Source organism: Sporosarcina sp. BP05, assembly GCF_014282005.1.
Lineage (GTDB): Bacteria > Bacillota > Bacilli > Bacillales_A > Planococcaceae > Sporosarcina.
The window spans coordinates 14,156-34,597 of the sequence record NZ_JACFTD010000021.1 but is presented as its reverse complement, the minus strand read 5'-3'; the positions used below and the strand labels follow the sequence as shown (position 1 = coordinate 34,597).

Sequence of the window (20,442 nt, the reverse complement as noted above, 5' to 3'; positions counted from 1 at the left end):
GGTGACGAATTATATGTTAGGCGTAGATATAGGGACGACGAGTACGAAAGCAGTTTTATTTACAGAAAAAGGAGAAATATCCCAACAAGAAAATATTGGCTATCCACTTTGCACACCAGATATTTCGACAGCTGAACAGAATCCAGAAGAAATATATCAGGCTGTATTACAAGCAATTTCAACTGTAATTAGGAAATCTCAAATCTCTCCAGAAAAGTTATCGTTCATTTCATTTAGTAGTGCGATGCATAGTGTTATTGCGATGGATGAAAATGATCAGCCGCTAACGCAGTGCATCACTTGGGCGGATAATCGAAGTGAAGCTTGGGCACGTAAAATTAAAGAAGAGTTAAATGGTCATGAAGTGTACAAGCGAACTGGAACACCTATTCACCCAATGTCACCATTAAGCAAAATTGCATGGATTGTACATGAGCGTCTTGAAATAGCTGACAAGGCTAAAAAGTATATAGGCATTAAAGAATATGTTTTTAAGAAGCTTTTTGATCGCTATGTTGTAGATCATTCATTGGCGTCAGCAATGGGTATGATGAATTTGGAAAAATTGAATTGGGATGAAGAAGCTTTGGAAATCGCGGGTATTACACCGGGGCAGCTATCTGAGCTGGTACCAACAACTGAGATTTTCAACAACTGTAACGCTGGAATAGCAAGACAGCTAGGCATCGATCCGCAAACTTCGTTTGTTATCGGTGCAAGTGATGGAGTACTTTCTAATATAGGTGTGAATGCAATAGGTAAGGGTGAAGTAGCGGTAACAATTGGGACAAGTGGTGCAATACGAACAGTCATTGACCGCCCTCAGACAGACGAAAAGGGACGAATATTTTGCTATGCATTAACCGAGAATCATTGGGTCATTGGCGGGCCAGTAAACAATGGTGGAATGGTACTTCGCTGGATTAGAGATGAATTTGCATCATCAGAAGTAGAAACAGCAAAAAGGCTTGGCATTGATCCTTATGAAGTGTTAACGAAGATTGCTGAACGTGTAAGACCAGGATCTGATGGGTTGTTATTCCATCCATACCTAGCAGGTGAACGTGCACCATTGTGGAATCCTGACGTGCGCGGCTCATTTTTTGGTTTGACGATGACGCATAAGAAAGAACATATGATTCGGGCGGCTCTTGAAGGTGTGATTTATAATCTGTTCACAGTATTTTTAGCACTAATTGAAGTTATGGATGAACCAGTTATTCGAATTCAAGCAACTGGTGGTTTCGCAAGATCGGAAGTATGGCGCCAAATGATGGCCGACATATTCGATTTGGAAGTAATTGTCCCGGAAAGTTATGAGAGTTCATGTCTAGGTGCTTGTATCTTAGGACTCTATGCCACGGGGAAAATTGAATCATTTGAAGTTGTTTCTGAAATGGTTGGCAGTACTTATAAGCACAAACCTGTGGATTCTGATGTACAAGAGTATAGAAAACTATTACCGATATTCATTAATTTATCGAGAGTATTGGAAAAGGAATATACAAGTATTGCGAATTATCAGAGGGGGTTAATTAAAAAGTAACAAAGAAGCTGTGAAGAAGATTGTCATGCCGTTATTCATTGCATCATATGTGAACGATGCTGTTTTCTGGATGTTTAAAGAATTTCATAGTTTGACTCTGAAAGAAACTTTTACAATGTTTGACTTCAGTCCGAAGTCAATAATTAAAACAGCCCGGTGAAGCGAGTAATAATCGCATCACTGGGCTGTTTTAGTATGCATGACTTACTTTTTCACTGTTTCATCTTTAGGTCCTTTTTTAAATACAGAACCAAATAATACAACAAGGCTTCCAAGACCTATCCATGTCAACATTTGAACAGGGTGGCTCCAGCCAAATCCTTTGCCAAAGAAGAACAGTTCACGAAGCCCTTCAATCATATGGCGCATTGGAAGCCAAGAGTTAATCCAATCACGATAGAACGAAGACATGAACTCCGGTGGCATTGCTAGCAGTGGTGCTCCGAAGAACAGCATAATCACGAAGATAGGAATGCCTTTAATCCCTAGCCACATAAGAACTGCCGAAATCATTAAGAAGAAAGTAAAGTAGGTGAGTGACAGGAATAAGCCGGTATCACCAAACTTCGGAATGTCTAAACCGAGCATCGTACTAGCTAACCATGTCAACCCGAATCCTGCGATAAGCGCAAGAACTGCACCTATTAATACCTGGATGGAAACGCCTACCAACCTATCTTTACGGTTTCTAAATACAGTCTTGCTAAGTGTTATGAAAATAATAGTCGCCCCAGCAATGCTTCCCATCCAGATTGGCTGGAACATTGTAACGGGTGCATTTCCGTTCGCGCTCTTTGTTCCGATTTCATTGACGTTGATGACCTTTTTTATAATTGGGGAAACGAGAAGAGCCGCCTGCTCTGTTGTAATCGTTCCTCCTTGCATTTCGAAACCTTCCAATAGCTGTGTTCGGACGTTAGCGTTTATTCCGTCGACGATTCCATTTAATATCTGTCCCGCCATATTAGCCGCCAACGGGTTCATACCCTGATTCACTAAAATCTGAATTTCAGGTGAAGTCGGTTTTGGCGTTTGAAGGGAAACTTGATTTTTACTGAAATCTTCCGGAATCACTAATGCAGCATAATATTTCTTTTCATCCAATCCTTTTTGGACTTCTGCCAAGCTGTTCACTTCAATCCATTTGATTGGCGAATCTTGACCGGGTATGGCTTGTGAACGGATGTTTTCGACTAATGTGTTACCCATATTCCTATCCATATTATTCGGGAGTTCAGCTCCTAAGTCCTCGTTAACAATTGCAACGGGCATATCTTTAGGCGCTGGACTAATGGATGGTATAAGCGTTAATGAAAAAATGAAAATGATGGCAATGACAGCAATGGGTGAAATAAATGCTAATTTATTTTTTAAGACATTCATGGTAAAACCTCCTCTTATAATGAACAGATTGTTGAATAGTGACCTAAGTGTATATTATAATTGAAATACCAATAACATCAATAATCAATTGATTGAAATCTGTTTACTAATCAACAAATAGAAGGAATATGTTTGATATCGTCTGTAAAAAGGAGCGAATGTCATGGAAAAGAAGAAAATGGATCGACCTATTGTTCGGACAAGACGGTTGATCCGAGATGCATTTACAGGATTGATGGAGGAAAAAGGATTTGAAGCGATAACAGTAAGTGATTTGACGGAAAAGGCTGACATCAATAGAGGGACATTCTATCTACATTACAAAGATAAGTATGATTTATTGGAACAAAGCGAAGGAGAGATTTTTGAGGAACTGGATAGAATTGGAGAGGAAGCTTGGAAAGCAGTGAATCAGAATTATACAAACGATCTTCAAGTTGAGCAACCACTCCCTTTTGTAATAAAGTTATTTGAATTCCTCGAAGAGAATTTTGAATTTATGAAGGTTATTTTAGGACCGAATGGAAATCCATCTTTTCAAGTTCGATTAAAGGAATTCATAAAAAAGAAAATGCTTTATAAGTTTAGTAATTTCATGAATGAAGAAAACATGGTGATTCCGCTTGATTATTTAGTCGCCTACGTAAGTTCTGCGCATCTGGGAGTCATACAATGTTGGCTGGAGAGTGGAATGGATAGATCACCACAAGAAATGGCACATATGTTATCACAAACGACATTTTGGGGTCCTGCCCATGTGGCTGGATTACGAAAAAATTAACTGGTAGATTGCAAGCATACTAATCAAACGAAAAAGGCATGTATGGTAGAGAACCCAAACATGCCTTAAACTATCATTTATTATCCGGCTACTGGAACATCGTAATTACTATCACAATGGCTCCAAGCAGGATTGAAATCCATGCCAACGCTTTTTGTGGAAAAGCTAAACAAACTAAGCCTAAAACGAGTGCGCCACCACCTAACCAATAAGGTGCATAAAAGAACCCTACAGCCGCTAAAATTATTGCTAGCCAACCAATCCAGATGCCTAAGGAAGTTTTCAAGTCAATGACCTCCCTTCAATTTGATGGGAACAACAACTGAGTATACTGGTCGTTCGTTATTGTTCTTATAGTTTATTATATGCAGGGTTATGGTGGGGACGGTGGTCATTAGTCGTAATATTGTTATGTGCGCTCAGTTCTCTTTTTGTTGAATGAAATCGGTGAGTGTAGCTGAGGGGACTTGATTAATTATATCAAGGATAGCAAAATCCTATTCAAGTAACTAGGGTGTTTGGGTGGAAAAACAAACTGAAACTATGAAACAATTAATTAATTTATGTAAATGTGTTGCTAATTTTCCAACAATGATGTAAAGTCTGTAATAACGTAACGAAGCAAAACCAACTTAATAGTTTTTCTTATCTAGAGAGGTATAGGGACTGGCCCGATGACACCTCAGCAACCGCCATTTTGTGGCATGGTGCTAATTCCAGCAAGTCGATAAAACGACTTGGTAGATGAGGAGAAGACTTATTCAGATTTAGAGTCTACTTCCTTTATGTAACACAGGAAGAGGCTCTTTTTTATTTTAATAATTTATTCCAATAAGTAACTTATTTTAAAGAACGAGGAAAAAATTTTGGGGCGGGACTCGAGGAAAGTGAAAGGAGTAAGTGATGGTAATGAATCTAGTAGAGACTATGAAAGAACGCATTTTGATTGGTGATGGAGCAATGGGAACTCTTCTCTATACACACGGTGTGGATCTATGTTTTGAGGAGCTGAACTTGACGCATCCTGAACAAGTGCTTCACATCCATCGGGCCTATATAGAGGCAGGTGCGGATATTATTCAAACGAATACGTATGGCGCCAATTATATTAAGTTAGCACGTTATGGTTTGGAGGACAGTGTAAAAAAAATAAATAAAGCAGCAGTCCAAATTGCCAAAAAAGCCGCTGGTAATGATACGTTCATCCTAGGGACTATCGGGGGTATTCATGGATCTCGAACATCCATTGGTACCGAGGAGGAAATCAAGCGCAGCTTTAGGGAACAATTGTATTGCCTACTTCTAGAGGGAGTGGATGGCCTACTTTTAGAAACTTATTACGATTTTGATGAATTAACAACGGTGCTGAAAATTGCACGTGAGGAGACAGATATCCCAATTATTACGAACGTTTCAATGCATGAAGCTGGGGTACTTCAAAATGGGTTGGAGCTAGCGGATGCTTTGCAACAGTTGGAAGATCTAGGCGCGGATATCGTTGGTGTCAACTGCCGCCTCGGTCCCCATCATATGTTAGAGTCTTTAGAAACGGTTCCATTGATGAAGCGCGCTTTACTCTCGGTCTATCCGAATGCTAGTTATCCGGGATATAAGGATGGGAAATTGTTTTACGAAAATGAGCCTGAATATTTCGAGAAATTTGCAATGAATTTTCGAAAAGAAGGGGTCAGTTTAATAGGTGGATGTTGTGGGACGACGCCAGAACATATTCGTGCACTTGTGAAAGGACTTACAAATCGTGAACCGATTCAAGAGAAATTTGTTGAAAAGAAGGAAGCGGAAATAGGAATTGTAGAGTCGCCGTCAAAGGAATCGAAACCGCCAACATTGCTTGAAACAGTGAAAAAAAGGCATTCGATAATTGTTGAACTTGATGCACCCAAACATTTAAATACGAGTGAGTTCTTTAAGGGGGCGCAGGCGTTAAAGGATGCTGGTGTGGATGCCATTACATTGGCCGATAATTCATTGGCAACACCAAGAATATGTAATGCTTCAATGGCGTCACTTGTTAAACAAAATATTGGTGCAACGCCTCTTGTCCATATTACGTGTCGGGATCGCAATTTAATTGGATTGCAGTCACATCTCATGGGATTACACACATTAGGTATCACTGAGTTATTGGCAATTACGGGGGATCCCACAAAAATCGGTGAATTCCCCGGAGCAACGTCTGTATTCGATATGACATCTTTTGAATTGATCCAACTCATAAAGCAATTCAATGAAGGCATTTCCAAGTCTGGGAAGTCATTGCAACAGAAGACGTCCTTTACTGTGGCAGCGGCCTTTAATCCGAATGTGCGGCATTTAGATCGCGCCGTGGAAAGATTAGAGAAAAAAATAGAAGCAGGAGCCGACTATTTTATCACGCAGCCTATCTATAGCGCGGAGAAGATTATTGAAGTATACGAGGCGACAAAACATATTGAGACGCCAATTTACATCGGAATTATGCCGCTGACCTCGTCGCAAAACGCCGAGTTTCTACACAATGAGGTACCTGGCATTAAGTTGACGGACCAAGTACGTGCAAGAATGGCTTTGTTAGATGGTAATCGTGAGCAGTCTACGAGAGAAGGTTTAGAGGTTTCTAAGGAATTGATTGATGTGGCGCTTGAGCATTTTCATGGCATCTATTTAATCACTCCCTTTATGCGCTATGACATGACTGTACAGTTGACGGAATATATACACGGTAAAGTGGACGCGATTGTAGCAAGGGAGGTGATTCAAACCGAGAGTGTCGTGTATTAAAATGGATTGAAAAAATAAAATAAAAAATAAAGGGGCTAACATACAATGGTAAAAGTACAAAGTTCAATTAGTGGGTATCCAAGAATTGGTGGAAAACGTGAATGGAAAAGGGCGTTGGAAAGTTTTTGGAATGGGGCAAATTCAGAAGAACAGCTATTGAAAACAACGGAAACAATTCGATTAGAAAGTTTGCAGAAGCAAAAAGAATTCGGTGTCGATCTTATTCCTGTTGGAGATTTCTCATTATATGACCATGTACTGGATACATCGATTATGTTTGGCGTGGTACCAACACGCTTTGAGTATACAGGTGGTAAAGTGCCTTTGGAAACGTATTTTGCAATTGCCCGTGGAACGAAGGATGCAGTTGCTTCAGAAATGACGAAATGGTTTAATACAAACTATCACTATATTGTTCCGGAACTAGAAGGTGTAACGCCACAACTAGTTGAAAACCGTCCTCTCGCTTTTTATAAAGAAGCAAAAGAAAAGCTAGGTATTGACGGCAAGCCCGTTATCCTAGGTCCAGTTACATATATTAAACTGGCAAAGTCTTTCGGCGAAGAGAATTTCCCTACTTTACTGCAACAGTTTACGCCGTTATATATCGAAGTATTGAAAGAACTTGTAGAAGCAGGGGCCAAGTGGGTTCAGGTTGATGAGCCGATTCTTACAAGTAAGTTGTCGGAAGAAGATTTCCAACATGTGCAACAGGCGTACGCAGCAATCCATGAAGCGGTGCCACAATTAAAGATTATCCTACAAACGTATTTTGAAAAAGTAGCTAATTATGAAGCGGTTGTTGCGTTGCCAGTACATGGATTCGGTCTGGACTTTGTGCATGGCGATTCGCTTGAATTGTTACAGAAATATGGTTTCCCTCAAGACAAAGTACTTGCGGCGGGTGTTATTGACGGTCGAAATGTATGGCGTGCAGATCTAGATAAAAAAGTAACGCTATTAGAAGAAATCCAGTTACATGTTGATAAAAGCCGCTTGATTGTTCAACCTTCTTCTTCACTTCTTCACGTTCCTGTTAGTACGGAAACGGAAGAAAAATTGGATCCAATTATTAAAGGCGGTCTTTCATTCGCTGATCAGAAGCTTGCTGAAATTGTCCTCCTTAGTAGAGGGGTTCACGATGGAACTGAAACGATTGCAACAGGACTAGAGGAGAGCAGAAATGCACTTGCTCGTCTAAATAACTCGAAGTATCGACAAAATGTTGAAGTGAAAGAAACGATTGAAAATTTAACTGAGCAAGATGTAAATCGTTCATTGCCATTTGCGGAACGGATTATTGAACAGCAAAAACGCTTTAATTTACCTCTTCTGCCGACAACGACAATCGGGAGTTTACCGCAGACGCCAGAAGTCAGACAGACAAGATCTAAATGGCGTAAAGGTGAAATAACGAATGAGGCCTACGAGCAATTTATCAAAGATCAGATTGACAAGTGGATTGAAATTCAAGAAGACATTGGCATTGACGTTTTGGTTCATGGTGAATTTGAACGAACAGATATGGTTGAATACTTTGGTGAAAAGTTCGAAGGGTTTGCAGTATCACAGTTTGGCTGGGTTCAGTCATATGGTTCGCGTTGCGTCAAGCCGCCACTCATTTTAGGTGATGTTGCGTTTAGTGAACCTATTACTGTGAAAGAAAGTGTCTATGCCCAAACGTTAACGACGAAGCCGGTAAAAGGCATGTTGACGGGTCCTGTAACGATATTAAATTGGTCGTTTGTACGGGATGACATTCCACGTTTCGACGTATTGAACCAAATTGCATTTGCACTGCGTAAAGAGATTGAAGAGCTTGAAAAGAACGGTATCCGCATGATTCAAGTAGATGAGCCTGCACTTCGAGAAGGTTTACCGTTGGATCTAGAAAAACGTGAAAGCTATTTGGATGCTGCTGTCTATGCATTCAAACTGGCAACTTCTTCTGTTGAAAATGATACGCAAATCCATACACATATGTGTTACTCGGAATTTAGCGGCATTATCAAATCAATTAGCGCGTTGGATGCGGATGTTATTTCAATTGAAACGTCAAGAAGTCATGGCGAAATTATCGCTGCATTTGAGAACAATACGTATGATAAAGAAATTGGCCTGGGTGTTTATGACATCCATAGCCCACGTGTTCCAAGTAAGGAAGAAATGAAACAAAATATTAATCGTGCACTCAAAACCATTAATCCGAAACAATTTTGGATTAACCCAGATTGCGGCTTGAAAACAAGAAAAGAAGAAGAGACGATAGGCGCTTTGAAGATAATGGTAGAGGCGGCGAAAGAAGTTAGGGAAAGTCAATTGGCTGTACTTAAGAGTTAATTATTTTAAGTAAGCCTTGGAAATAAGATAGGCGTCTCCCCGTGGATCAATGGCGGTGGAGATGCCTTTTTTTGTGTGCCGGGATTTTTGGCCTGTAGATTATAGATATGATCGGCCATGCAGGAGATCGTTACGGGATTAGGTCACGTTTTTATTATTCTAATCTCCCATAGTATCTTTTAGTATACTATGGCACTCTGAAGTGCGTACTTCCCCTTGGGTGTTAGTGGTGTATAATTAAATTAGAAACAGAGTTACAAATTATTAATATAGAGGAGTTTTACATCATGGCAATTAAAGTTAAAGCAATTATCGGAAGTACTAGTTCAACTTCATTTAACCTGAAACTAGTTGAACATATGAGAAGTCGTTATGCAGATCAATTAGACATCACACCTGTCTTTATCAATGATCTTGAAATGTTTTCAATTGATATAGAAACTAACCCATCTGCAAATGTAGTGGATTTTAAAAATAATGTAAAAGATACAGACGCTGTATTATTTGCAGTTCCTGAATATAACTTCTCTATTCCAGGTGCATTGAAAAATGCAATCGACTGGTTATCACGTGGTGGCGAATTTACACTTAAAAACAAGCCTGGTTTCATAGTAGGATCTTCTATGGGAGCATTCGGAAGTATCCGTGCGCAACTTCACTTAAGAGAAATTTTGTCAAACCCGGCATTAGCACCTGTCTTACTGCCAGGTAACGAAGTATACATCGGTTCGGTTCATGAGAAAATGAACGAAGCTGGCGAACTTACTGATAAAGCTACAATTGATTTCTTGGATTCAGTAGTTTATAACTTTATTGAGTATTACAACAAAACGAATGCTACAGTTAAAGCTTAAAAAATCTACGGATAATGCAAAAACAGACAATCTCTTGAAGAGTGTCTGTTTTTGATTTATCCATTATAATGCGTCGTTGGTATTCTGGCTATTTCTTTTCTTTTCAATATGTGTAACATGACTGGTGCCCCATTCGTGCATAATGGCTAAGATAGGCTGTAAGCTTTTCCCATACTCAGAGATAGAGTACTCAACTTTCGGGGGAACCTGTGGATAGATGACTCTGTTAATAATATCTTCATCTTCCAATTCCCTTAATTGTTTGGTTAACATTTTTTGAGTAATCCCCGGCATCAATCTTTTTAATTCACTAAACCTTTGTGTTCCTTCAGTAATTAAATGCAGTAAAATAATTGGTTTCCATTTACCTACTAAGATCCCTAGAGCTTCGTCAACTTTACATAGTTCAGGCTGTATCCCCATAATAACCTCCTTTAGTATCTTTTTGTATACTATAGCACTTTGTGGTGCGTACTTCACACTTTGGCGAATTTAATCCATAATAACATATATAGGAATCAGTTACTATTTGAAATGAAGATACCCTTCAAATCAGCTTCGGCTACTCCTGTAAGGCGCCTTCGTTCAACTTTCACATGTATTCATATGTTCAATATATACAATCGAAAACAGAAGGAGGAAGTTAACGTGAATAATAAACAAGTTTTTTCAAGAGGAATCAGAAGTGTAAGGGACGTCGTTTATCAGCAACAATCGCCAACTCATAAAGTAGGATTGGTAATTGAACCAGGAAACTGGCAAGACGCTGATCCATTTCTTTTGATGGCTGAAGACTTTTTCGTGCGCGGAACATTTGGCATGCATCCGCATCGTGGTATTGAAACCGTTACGTACGTGATTGATGGAAAGCTAGAGCACTTTGACAATAAAACTGGGGGAGGGGAACTACACCCCGGAGACGTCCAATGGATGACGGCAGGTAAAGGAATCATTCATACAGAGGACCCGGCTGTCGGGGAAACGGTTCAATCGCTGCAATTGTGGGTCAATCTTCCAAGCGATAAAAAAATGTCGGAACCACGTTATCAGAACATGCGTGCACAAGATATGCCGGTCCGTTATGAAGATGGCGCTACGATACGTGTTTTTTCCGGTTCTTCGCAAGGTGTTACGGCTGACACGAAAAATCACGTACCTGTTTCGATGGTCGAATTGATTGTTGAACCCGGCACGACTGTCACACAGGACCTTCCTGGCAGTTACAATGGTTTTCTATATATAATAGAAGGAACAGGGACATTCGGCAGTGAAAGCGCGGAGGGGAAGAAGGGACAGGTTCTCTGGTTGGAACGTGGAACAGATGGCGAAAAGACTGAAGTAAAGATTCACGCAGAAGAGAAACTGCATATCATGTTATATGCAGGTCAGCCTGTCGGAGAAAAAGTAGTAGCACGTGGTCCGTTTGTGATGAATTCAGAAGAAGAGATTGTGCAGGCCTATAAAGATTACAGAGATGGTAGATTTGAGTGAACATGCACGATTCAATTTAATACAGAATCACAAAGTATGAAATATTCTAACAGATTTGATATGCTTTTAAGTGAAATAAGAAAATGGGAGTTGCTGATATGGGAAGTAAGATAGAACAAGTAGCGCGTTTTAAAGAAGCAATGGGGAATTATCCAACGGGAGTCACTGTCGTAACAGCATTTGATGCAGATAAAAAACCGATGGGGCTAACGGTCAATTCATTTGCATCCGTATCATTAGAGCCTTTACTTATTTTGTGGTCCATCGACAAAAGAGTATCTACCTATAGTGACTTTCTAGATGCTGAAAAGTTTTCTGTAAATATTTTAGCGGCAGATCAAGGCGAATTATGTACGTTATTCTCTAGCAGGGTTGCCGATCGATTTAGCCAATGCGATTGGAAAGAGTCAGATTTAAATCTACCAGTTCTGTCAAATTCGCTTGCGGTTTTACAATGCAAAACGTTTCAACAAATTGATGCTGGGGATCATACGATATTCATAGGCGAAGTGTTAGATATTCAGAATGAAAGTAAAGAACCGCTGCTGTATCACCGAAGAACTATAGGTGCAATTCCAGAAGGTTTTTATAGCGAATAATAGCTTTGAAAAGTTCGACATAGAAAGGCCTGGCATCAGTATACACGACTGATGCTAGGCCTGTTTTATTGATTATAGACTTGTAGTTACTGTCACCGTTTGCTCCCGGGCTATTTGTAGGGCTTGATCAAAATCGGCAATTAAGTCATCGACATGTTCGAGCCCGACAGAAAAGCGTAACAGACCTTCAGTAATGCCGCGTTTCTCCCGTTGTTCTTTAGGCATGGCAGCATGGGACATCGTTGCGGGATAGGAAAGAATTGATTCAACACCGCCTAAACTGACTGCGAAAATAGGAATCTGGACGTTTTCAACAAATGCCTTTGCTGTCTCTCTATTAGGCAAGCGGAAAGACAAGACAGCGCCTGGATTTGTCGACTGTTTCGCGTGGATTGCGTGTCCTGGGTGACTTGCTAACCCTGGATAAAACACTTCTTCCACTAAAGTGTGGTCGTTCAAGTATGAAGCTATTTTTTGTGCCGATTCAGATGACTGTGTTAAACGGGCACCTAACGTTTTGATACCTTGAATTAACGCGTAAGAATCCTGCGCGCCTAGAATAGAGCCGAAAGAGTTTTGAATGAATGCCAATCGATTGCCAAGTTCTTCACTCTTTGTAACTGCCAATCCGGCAATGATATCGCTATGCCCCGATAAGAACTTGGTAGCACTATGAACAACGATATCAACGCCAAGATCCAGTGGACGTTGGTAAAGTGGCGACATGAAGGTGTTGTCAAGAAAAGTCAGACAGTCATTCGCTTTTGCAAGTTCAACAATCGCTTCAATATCCGTAATGCCTAGACGAGGGTTGGATGGTGTTTCAATATAGATTACTTTTGTATTCGGACGAATTGCATTTGCGGTTTCCTCGACATTGGCTAGATCTACAAAGGTATGGTCGATACCGAATTTCGGCAATACTTCAGTTACGAATCGGTATGTGCCGCCATACACATCTTCGGTCACAACGATATGGTCGCCTGAAGATAGAAGCATAAATGTGGCCGAGATGGCAGCCATTCCGGAAGCAAAGGCTAATCCACGCGCGCCGCCTTCTAGTGAGGCAATTGTTTTTTCCAATGCGTCTCTCGTCGGATTGCCCGACCGGCTATAATCATACGGCCCAAACGCATCAAAGCTTTCCTGATGAAACGTTGAAGATAAGTAAATAGGAACGTTGACAGCACCTGTTTTTTGCTCGTAATCGCCACGTGTCGATGCATGGATGAGGGTCGTTTCCAATCGCTCTTTATTTAAACTCATCGTTGAAGCACCCCGCTATTCAAAGTTGCAAACACTTGCTTTAAATCTGCAATCAAATCTTCAGCTTCTTCCACTCCGACAGAAAAACGTAAAAGTCGGTCGCAGACGCCACGTCGTATCCGTTCTTCGCGCGGGATATCTGCGTGGGTTTGCGTTGCTGGATAAGTGATGAAACTTTCGACTCCACCTAGACTTTCCGCAAATGTGATGAGCTGTAGATTTTCAAGGAATGGTCCGACCAAATCACTATCGTTTAGCCGAAATGACAGCATGCCGCCTTTTCCTGGATAGAGAACGTCCGTAACAAGTGGTTCATCCTCCAAATAATTGACGAGTATTTTCGCGTTTTCATCATGCTGCTTCATTCTCAAATGCAGTGTTTTCAGCCCCCTTATGATTAGCCATGAATCGGAAGGGGAGAGGACCGCACCGATAGCATTATGGTTGGCGGCTAGTTGATCACAAAGTTTTTCACCTTTTGCAACGACAAGTCCCGCGAGGACATCGTTATGTCCTCCGATATATTTCGTTGCGCTGTGCATGACGATGTCAGCACCAAGTTCAATCGGTCTCTGGAAATAAGGTGTTAAGAATGTATTGTCAACAATCAATAGTAAATCGTGCTTCCGAGCAAGTTCTGCGTACAGGCGAATATCAAATTCTTGCATGAGTGGATTCGTAGGTGTTTCGATGAAGAGCGCTTTTGTCTTCGAAGTGATTAACTTCTCGGTCTCATTTACATCTGCGAAATTCGTATACGTTGTACCGATTGAGTAAACGTCGGAATACTGTTCGAGCAAGCGATATGTGCCACCGTAAATATCTTCTGGAACAATCAATTCATCCCCAGGGCGGAATAGCGTTAGAATAAGCTGAATCGCCGCCATACCAGAACTGCACGCATAACCAGCATCGCCACCCTCTAAGTTTGCAATTCCATCTTCCAATATGGAACGGGTTGGATTTTTTGTCCGTGTGTAATCATAGCCAGTCGATTGACCGAGCCCCTTATGTTTGTACGCCGTTGATAAATAAATCGGCGGGTTAACCGCGCCAGTCTTCGGATCGCTGTTATTTCCTAATTGCACCAGAATTGTCTCTAAACTTCGTTTTGTCATTGTAGTCACCCTTTTCATTTTAATTGAAAAAGGGGACCCTCTATAAGAAGAGGGTCCCCGAAATATCGTAGACTATCTTCTTATCTTCTAGGGAAATGGACACCTAAGGGAATTAGCACCGTACCTGAAAAGGCTGGTTGCTGAGACGTCAAAGGGCCCTTCCCTCGGTCTCTCTTGATAAGAATTAAATTATTGAATTATGTGAAAAGAACAATATCCATAATTTTATCATGACATGGAAAATAAAACAAGAGTGAATTGTCAATAATCCATCTTTCAGTAGTTGCATTCGTTGATTGAATAGCTTGGATACAGTCCGCACCTACGAAAATGGACCAATTATCAAACCAGGAAGTTGAACCAAGGCCAACGTCTTCAAGAGTTTTTATGGCATTACGTCCAGCCACACGTAACCCTTAGTAAAGTTATCGTGATCAATTTGTCCAAAGCGAGCCGAAAACGAACAAGTGGAAATGGATACTTTCACACTTTTCTTACAAGTGCTTTATGTATTAAAATAGGTAATTCACAGACTTGGTCTATTGTAATACTAAAAAAAGAATTGTGTTATATTGTTAATCAATGATTCTTCTTGGAAGTCGTCCGATTTGATTTAATGAAACTTATTAGTTATCAAGAACGTATATGTATGAACTGGGGGTGATGAAATGCCGAACTGTAATAGTTGTGGCCGCAAATGGAATTGGAAGAATGCGTTCATCAAGTACCTTAGGTTCAACAGGGGAGTTGAATGTCCGTACTGTGGTGAAAACCAGTATGTAACCCCTAAATCTAGAAAACGCACTGGTTTGATATCCATTGCGCCTACATTGACGCTTATCCCAGCAGTACAATTTGAAATCCATTGGACAATTGTAATTTCAATCTTGAGTGTAACCGCTGTTTTAGTTATGTTCCTTTCCCTATATATGATTGAATTAACGAATAAAGATAAACCGCTTTGGTGAAAAAATGGGGGCCAATTACAAGTAGGACATGGAATTTCCGAATCCGTCCTATTTAATCACGTTATTCAAAAAAGTAAACTGGGCAAGAGCCAAAAAAATATTGGAACCTATATAGGTTCCAATATTGAATATAGCAATGGAGGTGCAGATGAATGGAGAAGAACAGTGAAAAAAACGTGTATTGGACATCGCTTAATCACTCGCAATGGAATATGTATATAGCAGCTACGACAGAGGGGCTTTGCTATATCGGTACCCCGAACGCACCATTCGAAGAACTAGAAGCGTGGGTGAACAAACGGCTTCCGAGTCATACTCTGACGGAGGAAGCGGACATTCTGAAGCCGCACACTGTCGAGTTGGTCGATTATTTAAAAGAGCAGCGCCGGAATTTCTTATTGCCAATCGATCTTCATGGTACTCCTTTTCAACAAATTGTCTGGAAGGCATTGCAAGAAATTCCATACGGACGGACTGTATCCTATTCAGACATTGCCGAACGGATTGAAAAACCGAATGCGGTCCGAGCCGTCGGAACCGCTATCGGCGCCAATCCGGTCTTGATTATTGTTCCTTGCCATCGCGTCATTGCAAAAAGTGGTAAGTTGGGCGGTTTTCGGGCCGGCTTGGAGATGAAAGAGCAGCTTCTAGGACTGGAAAGATAGCGTTTCGATAGAAAAAAAGACAAGGGAGAAGTAATTAATCTCACCTTGTCTTTTTGCTTTTTAGAATAGATGTGGGATGCGCCGATTCTTTATTCGTTACATCAAGTATATCAAGTAGAAAAACAAAAACGGGAATACCGATAATGAGTCCCCATACGCCAAAGAAGTTTTGCGAGAAAATGAGCACGATAAACGTGTAGAAAACGGGTAAATCTGTTTTTGAAGACATTAGTTTCGGATTTAAAATATAGGCTTCAATGCCATGAATAATCATGACTGCAATAATCACGTAGACAACTTTCAGGAATCCTCCGATTGTAAAAGCAATTATCGTCAGTGGAACAAGTGAAATGATGACTCCAGCAACAGGAATGAGCCCTAAAAAGAAAATCATAATTGCCAACCCGATTATTTGTGGGAATCCGAGTATGAGCAATACGATCACGGACAAGATTGTATTAACAATCGCAATAATAAATTGGGCTTCAATCACTTTTCCAAACGTCCGTGTGAACTTTTTGCCAAAGAACTCAATTTCGAAGTAAAAAGGAGCAATCTTACTATCTTTAAATTTGTTTGTAAACTCTATTAAACGTGGTTTTTCTAGTAAAAAAAATAAGCTTAATACTAGGGCAAGTAGTACTTGAATACTCGTTTTACTAATATCAGAGAAATACTTTAACAAGAAAGAAAAACCATTTTCCAAGTAGGCTGCAATTTGATTGCTAGATATGACGGATTCTAAGTAGCTGAGCAGTACATTGTCATGAGGTTCGGAAAAGAAGTTTGTAATCCTTATTATAATTTGACTGATTTCCATTGTGATTAGAGGTAAATACTTTACAACGCCAACTGTCAGTAAGCCCACAATCACTGTGTACAGCAGAATGACCAGTAGCTTGCGATTTAAATGTACACGTTTGATCGTAAACTCAATAAGCCGATCCAATAAAAAAGCGAAAATGAAGGTAAGCAAAATAATATTCATCATACTTTTGACGCTGTATAGAATTAAAATAATTAAAGCGAAAATTAGTATACGCCGTGGTCCCTTTTTCTCGAAAATATCTAATAACCCACCCATATACCTAGCTCCTCCATAAATAACTAAAAGTGAAAACAAGAAATGAGACCATTCATTGTTAGTATTGCTACGATTTGTAGAGATTACAAGATAGAAATGCTTTTTTATAAAATAACTTGCGAACCAATATGCAAGCGCTAGCCGTGAAAAAAGGAGTAATAAACCGTAAAAGGTCATAACTCCTCTGCTTATGTTTAATTATATGATAGATATTGTAATAAATGAAGTTTGAAACATACTTTAATTGATAGGAACTGCTACCCAATGCCCATCAGAAACCTCGATTAACTCAGATTGTGATAGCTGATATTTGTCCTCCTCGATTTGTTCTTCCATAAGCGTTCGTTTTTTCTTCGATTCTATTTTCGGATCAGGAATAGGAATCGCTGAAAGTAGCGATTTTGTATAGGGATGCTGAGGATTGGAATACAGTTCTTCGCTTTCAGCAAGCTCAACTATTTTCCCAGCATACATAACGGCAACCCGGTCACTGATGTGTTTAACCATGGACAAGTCGTGCGCGATGAACAAATAGGTTAGTCCGAGACGATGCTGAAGATCTTCCAGTAATTCCACGATTTGCGACTGGATAGAAACATCAAGTGCCGATAATGGTTCGTCGCAAACGATGAAGTCAGGTTCTACGGCAAGTGCGCGTGCAATACCAATTCTTTGGCGCTGTCCCCCGGAAAATTCATGTGGGTAGCGCATTGCATGAGATGGTTCGAGCCCAACCATAACAAGTAATTCTTCAACCCTCATTTTTCGTTCCTCTTTATTTTTACTCAACCCATGGATGTCTAATGCCTGACCGATAATATCAAGCACTTTGAAACGCGGATTAAGTGAAGAATACGGATCTTGGAAGATCATTTGCATATGACGTCGCATCGTTTTCATTTCATTTTTCGAAAGTCGGTTGATGGCCATCCCTTGATACAAAACATCACCGTCCGTTGGTTCATGAAGACGTAAAATGGCGCGGCCAGTCGTCGACTTACCTGACCCTGACTCACCAACAAGTCCGAGCGTCTCTCCGGGTTTTATATGGAAGCTGATATTATCCACGGCCTTCACTACATTGCCTTTCCCAACGTCGAAATGCTGCTTCAGTGATTTCACCTCTAGCAGAGGTTTCCCACTTTCTATACCAATAGTACGTAAAGGAGTGCGTTTTGGCTTCTTTTCTTCGTCAAGGCGTGGAAGTGCGTTGAGCAGTTTCTTCGTATAGGAATGTTTAGGATTATCAAAAATTTCTTCCGTCGTTCCGGTCTCCACAATTTCACCGTCTTTCATGACGACGACGCGATCGCACATGCCGGCGACAACGCCTAGGTCATGGGTAATCAGTATGATGGAGGTTCCAAAACGTTCCTGCATATCTTTCATCAAATTTAAGATTTGGGCTTGTATTGTCACATCAAGTGCAGTCGTCGGTTCATCCGCAATTAGTAGTGTCGGACGGCAGGCGAGTGCAATCGCAATCATGACGCGCTGCCGCATTCCACCTGAAAACTCGTGTGGATATTGGCTGAAACGCGCTTCGCTATCACGTATACCTACAAGTTTCAGCAGTTCAATGGTACGGTTTTTCGCATCTCTTTTAGATAAGTTCTGATGTTTGATTAAACTTTCAGCTATTTGCTTACCGATTTGGATTGTTGGATTTAACGAAGTCATCGGATCTTGAAAAATCATGCTTATATCGCGACCACGGATACTCTCCATCTCTTTTTCCGTTTTATGCACGAGATTTTCACCTTGAAATTCAATCTCTCCATCTTTTAGATAAGAAGGGGGAGAGGGGAGGAGGCGCATGATTGAGCGGGCTGTTACGCTTTTTCCACTTCCTGATTCACCTACAATTCCAAGCGTCTCACCTTTCTTCACTTCAAAACTCACACCACGGACTGCTTCAAATTCCTTGTCGTGGCCCAGAAACGAGACGCGTAGATCACTTACCTTTAAAACTGTTTCCAATAAAAACACCTACCTATTATCTGAAATTAAATTTAGTTGAAAATTACATTGACTTAAATAGTTACCGAATCTATACTTTACTATACCAATAGGAATTAAACAATATCGGAAAGGAGGAGCTGCTTCGATGAGAGTGAATAAAGAAGCGACACCCTATTTCAGGTTATCGGATGTCCTTCAATATACGGTTGGCAAAATGGAACTACGGCGGTCTTATAAGTATTGGCTAGTAATTTTAGGTTTTCCAGTTCATCTAATTGTATTTTTATTCTATCTTTTGAAGAGAAGAGACGATACATACACGTTGATTTATGAAGAGGTAAGGGGATCTTTGACAGTATCGGGTTATAAAGAAGGTACGATGCATGATTTTAAAGAACAATTACTACGAAAACATTCATTCTTCAATAATGAAGTAAATGAGAAGGAAATAGATAGGGAAGTGGAAAAGCTTGCCGAAGAACAATTTAGAAAAACGCTAACGAAAAAAACAAATGAAATAGCGAACCTAAAAGGCGTTCAGCGGGTAACATATTCAACTTACTTTCAATCATTGCTTGGAAAACCGTTGTTTTTGCTTGCTTCATTCATTCCGGGCTTCTTCATGTATCTACTCATTCTTTTGTTCAGCAATCCGTACGTCAAATTTATAGTTGAACGATTGATTATGAGCCTCTTCGTTATAGCTGGTGTTTCAGTTCTGGTGTTCACGATACTTTACTTATCGCCATTTGATCCTGCCGCGAATATTCTTGGCGAGGCGGCGACGAAAGAGCAGATTGCCTCATTCAATCAATTGCATGGTTTGGATTTATCGTATCTTTCACAATTATGGAATGCGCTTAAAGGAATCGCCACGTTTGATTTAGGAGCTTCTTATGCCGGCAATGAGGATGTCGCAGCAAGTATTGCAAATAAATTCCCAATCACATTGACGATTGCGGTTTTATCATTACTGATGGCAGTTGTTATCGCCATCCCAGTAGGCATCATTTCTGCAACAAGGCCGAATTCGTTTTTGGACTATTCGTTTATGTTTATTGCATTGATTGGATTGTCGATCCCGAACTTTTGGCAAGGGCTACTATTTATTTTGAACTTTTCTATTAAATTACAATGGCTACCCGCCACATATAGTCCTCAAAACTGGCTGTCTATTATCATGCCAGTTGTCGTACTCGGAACTGCTTTGACTGCATCTGTTGCGAGGATGACACGTTCGTCGATGTTGGAAATCATCAATGAGGACTACATCATCACAGCAAAAGCTAAGGGGCTCAATAGGCTTCAAGTTCTTTGGAAACATGCGGTAGGCAATGCAATGATACCAATTATTACAGTTATTGGTCTGCTATTCGGGGGAATGCTTGGAGGCGCAGCGGTGACTGAGAAAGTATTTAACATTAGCGGAATCGGAAGTTACATCGTAGATAAGCAGTTCATTCCCGATATACCTGCCATAATGGGTGGGGTTATCTATATTGCAATAACGATTTCATTAGTCAATGTGCTCATCGACATTTTGTATGCGTTTTTCGATCCTCGCATCCGTTCGAAGATGAAGCAATCGTAGAGCGGGAGAAGGT

General features: G+C 40.5%; 19 protein-coding genes and 2 riboswitches. Of the genes, 11 read left to right on the top strand and 8 right to left on the bottom strand.

Annotated elements, in window-relative coordinates; genetic code table 11:
- The first annotated feature begins 1 nt into the window (after nt 1).
- Together gntK and H2672_RS16720 are read left to right on the top strand one after the other, a co-directional pair.
- The gene (gntK, locus tag H2672_RS16725) at nt 2–1,546 is read left to right on the top strand and encodes a gluconokinase (RefSeq protein ID WP_186673298.1); all 1,545 of its coding nucleotides are present in this window, start codon (nt 2–4) and stop codon (nt 1,544–1,546) included.
- 25 nt (nt 1,547–1,571) lie between these two features.
- Nucleotides 1,572–1,706 carry a GntT/GntP/DsdX family permease gene (locus H2672_RS16720; RefSeq protein WP_255485868.1) on the top strand — a complete coding sequence of 45 codons (135 nt, stop codon included), beginning with the start codon at nt 1,572–1,574 and terminating at the stop codon, nt 1,704–1,706.
- Nucleotides 1,707–1,750: 44 nt separating this feature from the next.
- Here the strand turns inward: H2672_RS16720 and H2672_RS16715 are convergent, their stop codons facing one another.
- On the bottom strand, nt 1,751–2,929 hold the full coding sequence (locus H2672_RS16715) for a YhgE/Pip domain-containing protein (protein ID WP_186673257.1): 1,179 nt from the start codon (nt 2,927–2,929) through the stop codon (nt 1,751–1,753).
- 163 nt (nt 2,930–3,092) lie between these two features.
- Between H2672_RS16715 and H2672_RS16710 the strand changes: the two genes are divergently transcribed.
- Complete coding sequence (locus H2672_RS16710) at nt 3,093–3,710, top strand: TetR/AcrR family transcriptional regulator (RefSeq protein ID WP_186673255.1); 618 nt, start codon at nt 3,093–3,095, stop codon at nt 3,708–3,710.
- A gap of 88 nt (nt 3,711–3,798) precedes the next feature.
- Here H2672_RS16710 and H2672_RS16705 read toward each other — a convergent pair whose 3' ends face one another.
- On the bottom strand, nt 3,799–3,996 hold the full coding sequence (locus H2672_RS16705) for a hypothetical protein (protein ID WP_207151888.1): 198 nt from the start codon (nt 3,994–3,996) through the stop codon (nt 3,799–3,801).
- A gap of 356 nt (nt 3,997–4,352) precedes the next feature.
- Nucleotides 4,353–4,461: riboswitch (SAM riboswitch) on the top strand.
- A 158-nt stretch (nt 4,462–4,619) separates the two neighbouring features.
- On the opposite strand from H2672_RS16705, the gene H2672_RS16700 reads away from it, so the two are divergent.
- The 3 genes from H2672_RS16700 (at nt 4,620) to H2672_RS16690 (ending at nt 9,685) form a co-directional block, all read left to right on the top strand.
- On the top strand, nt 4,620–6,491 hold the full coding sequence (locus tag H2672_RS16700; protein ID WP_186673293.1) for a bifunctional homocysteine S-methyltransferase/methylenetetrahydrofolate reductase: 1,872 nt from the start codon (nt 4,620–4,622) through the stop codon (nt 6,489–6,491).
- 45 nt (nt 6,492–6,536) lie between these two features.
- Nucleotides 6,537–8,831, top strand: coding sequence for a 5-methyltetrahydropteroyltriglutamate--homocysteine S-methyltransferase (gene metE / locus H2672_RS16695; RefSeq protein ID WP_186673254.1), 2,295 nt, complete (start codon nt 6,537–6,539; stop codon nt 8,829–8,831).
- A 287-nt stretch (nt 8,832–9,118) separates the two neighbouring features.
- Entirely contained in the window at nt 9,119–9,685 is a 567-nt protein-coding gene (locus H2672_RS16690) for an NADPH-dependent FMN reductase (protein ID WP_186673253.1), read from the top strand.
- A 63-nt stretch (nt 9,686–9,748) separates the two neighbouring features.
- On the opposite strand, the gene H2672_RS16685 is transcribed toward H2672_RS16690, so the two are convergent.
- Nucleotides 9,749–10,108 (bottom strand): winged helix-turn-helix transcriptional regulator, encoded by a 360-nt coding sequence (locus tag H2672_RS16685; protein ID WP_186673252.1) that lies wholly within the window; start codon nt 10,106–10,108, stop codon nt 9,749–9,751.
- Between the two features lie 225 nt (nt 10,109–10,333).
- On the opposite strand from H2672_RS16685, the gene H2672_RS16680 reads away from it, so the two are divergent.
- Nucleotides 10,334–11,176, top strand: a complete 843-nt coding sequence (locus H2672_RS16680; protein WP_370569689.1) for a pirin family protein — start codon at nt 10,334–10,336, stop codon at nt 11,174–11,176.
- Between the two features lie 98 nt (nt 11,177–11,274).
- Entirely contained in the window at nt 11,275–11,775 is a 501-nt protein-coding gene (locus H2672_RS16675) for a flavin reductase family protein (RefSeq protein ID WP_255485867.1), read from the top strand.
- A 72-nt stretch (nt 11,776–11,847) separates the two neighbouring features.
- On the opposite strand, the gene metC is transcribed toward H2672_RS16675, so the two are convergent.
- From metC to H2672_RS16660, 3 genes are all read right to left on the bottom strand, one after another.
- Nucleotides 11,848–13,041 carry a cystathionine beta-lyase gene (gene metC / locus H2672_RS16670; protein WP_186673250.1) on the bottom strand — a complete coding sequence of 398 codons (1,194 nt, stop codon included), beginning with the start codon at nt 13,039–13,041 and terminating at the stop codon, nt 11,848–11,850.
- Nucleotides 13,038–14,159: a methionine biosynthesis PLP-dependent protein gene (locus tag H2672_RS16665; protein WP_186673247.1), complete on the bottom strand. Its 1,122-nt coding sequence runs from the start codon at nt 14,157–14,159 to the stop codon at nt 13,038–13,040. The genes metC and H2672_RS16665 overlap by 4 nt, the downstream gene beginning before the upstream one ends.
- Nucleotides 14,160–14,236: 77 nt before the next feature.
- A riboswitch (SAM riboswitch) is annotated at nt 14,237–14,343 on the bottom strand.
- 13 nt (nt 14,344–14,356) lie between these two features.
- Nucleotides 14,357–14,566 carry a hypothetical protein gene (locus H2672_RS16660; protein WP_186673245.1) on the bottom strand — a complete coding sequence of 70 codons (210 nt, stop codon included), beginning with the start codon at nt 14,564–14,566 and terminating at the stop codon, nt 14,357–14,359.
- 261 nt (nt 14,567–14,827) lie between these two features.
- On the opposite strand from H2672_RS16660, the gene H2672_RS16655 reads away from it, so the two are divergent.
- On the top strand, nt 14,828–15,127 hold the full coding sequence (locus tag H2672_RS16655) for a TIGR04104 family putative zinc finger protein (RefSeq protein ID WP_186673244.1): 300 nt from the start codon (nt 14,828–14,830) through the stop codon (nt 15,125–15,127).
- 152 nt (nt 15,128–15,279) lie between these two features.
- Nucleotides 15,280–15,792: a methylated-DNA--[protein]-cysteine S-methyltransferase gene (locus H2672_RS16650; protein WP_186673243.1), complete on the top strand. Its 513-nt coding sequence runs from the start codon at nt 15,280–15,282 to the stop codon at nt 15,790–15,792.
- A 40-nt stretch (nt 15,793–15,832) separates the two neighbouring features.
- Here the strand turns inward: H2672_RS16650 and H2672_RS16645 are convergent, their stop codons facing one another.
- On the bottom strand, nt 15,833–16,876 hold the full coding sequence (locus tag H2672_RS16645; protein ID WP_186673242.1) for an AI-2E family transporter: 1,044 nt from the start codon (nt 16,874–16,876) through the stop codon (nt 15,833–15,835).
- 240 nt (nt 16,877–17,116) lie between these two features.
- Nucleotides 17,117–18,856 (bottom strand): ABC transporter ATP-binding protein, encoded by a 1,740-nt coding sequence (locus tag H2672_RS16640; RefSeq protein ID WP_186673241.1) that lies wholly within the window; start codon nt 18,854–18,856, stop codon nt 17,117–17,119.
- Between the two features lie 127 nt (nt 18,857–18,983).
- Here H2672_RS16640 and H2672_RS16635 point away from each other — a divergent pair, with 127 nt between their 5' ends.
- Nucleotides 18,984–20,429 (top strand): ABC transporter permease, encoded by a 1,446-nt coding sequence (locus tag H2672_RS16635; protein WP_370569688.1) that lies wholly within the window; start codon nt 18,984–18,986, stop codon nt 20,427–20,429.
- Nucleotides 20,430–20,442: the final 13 nt, after the last annotated feature.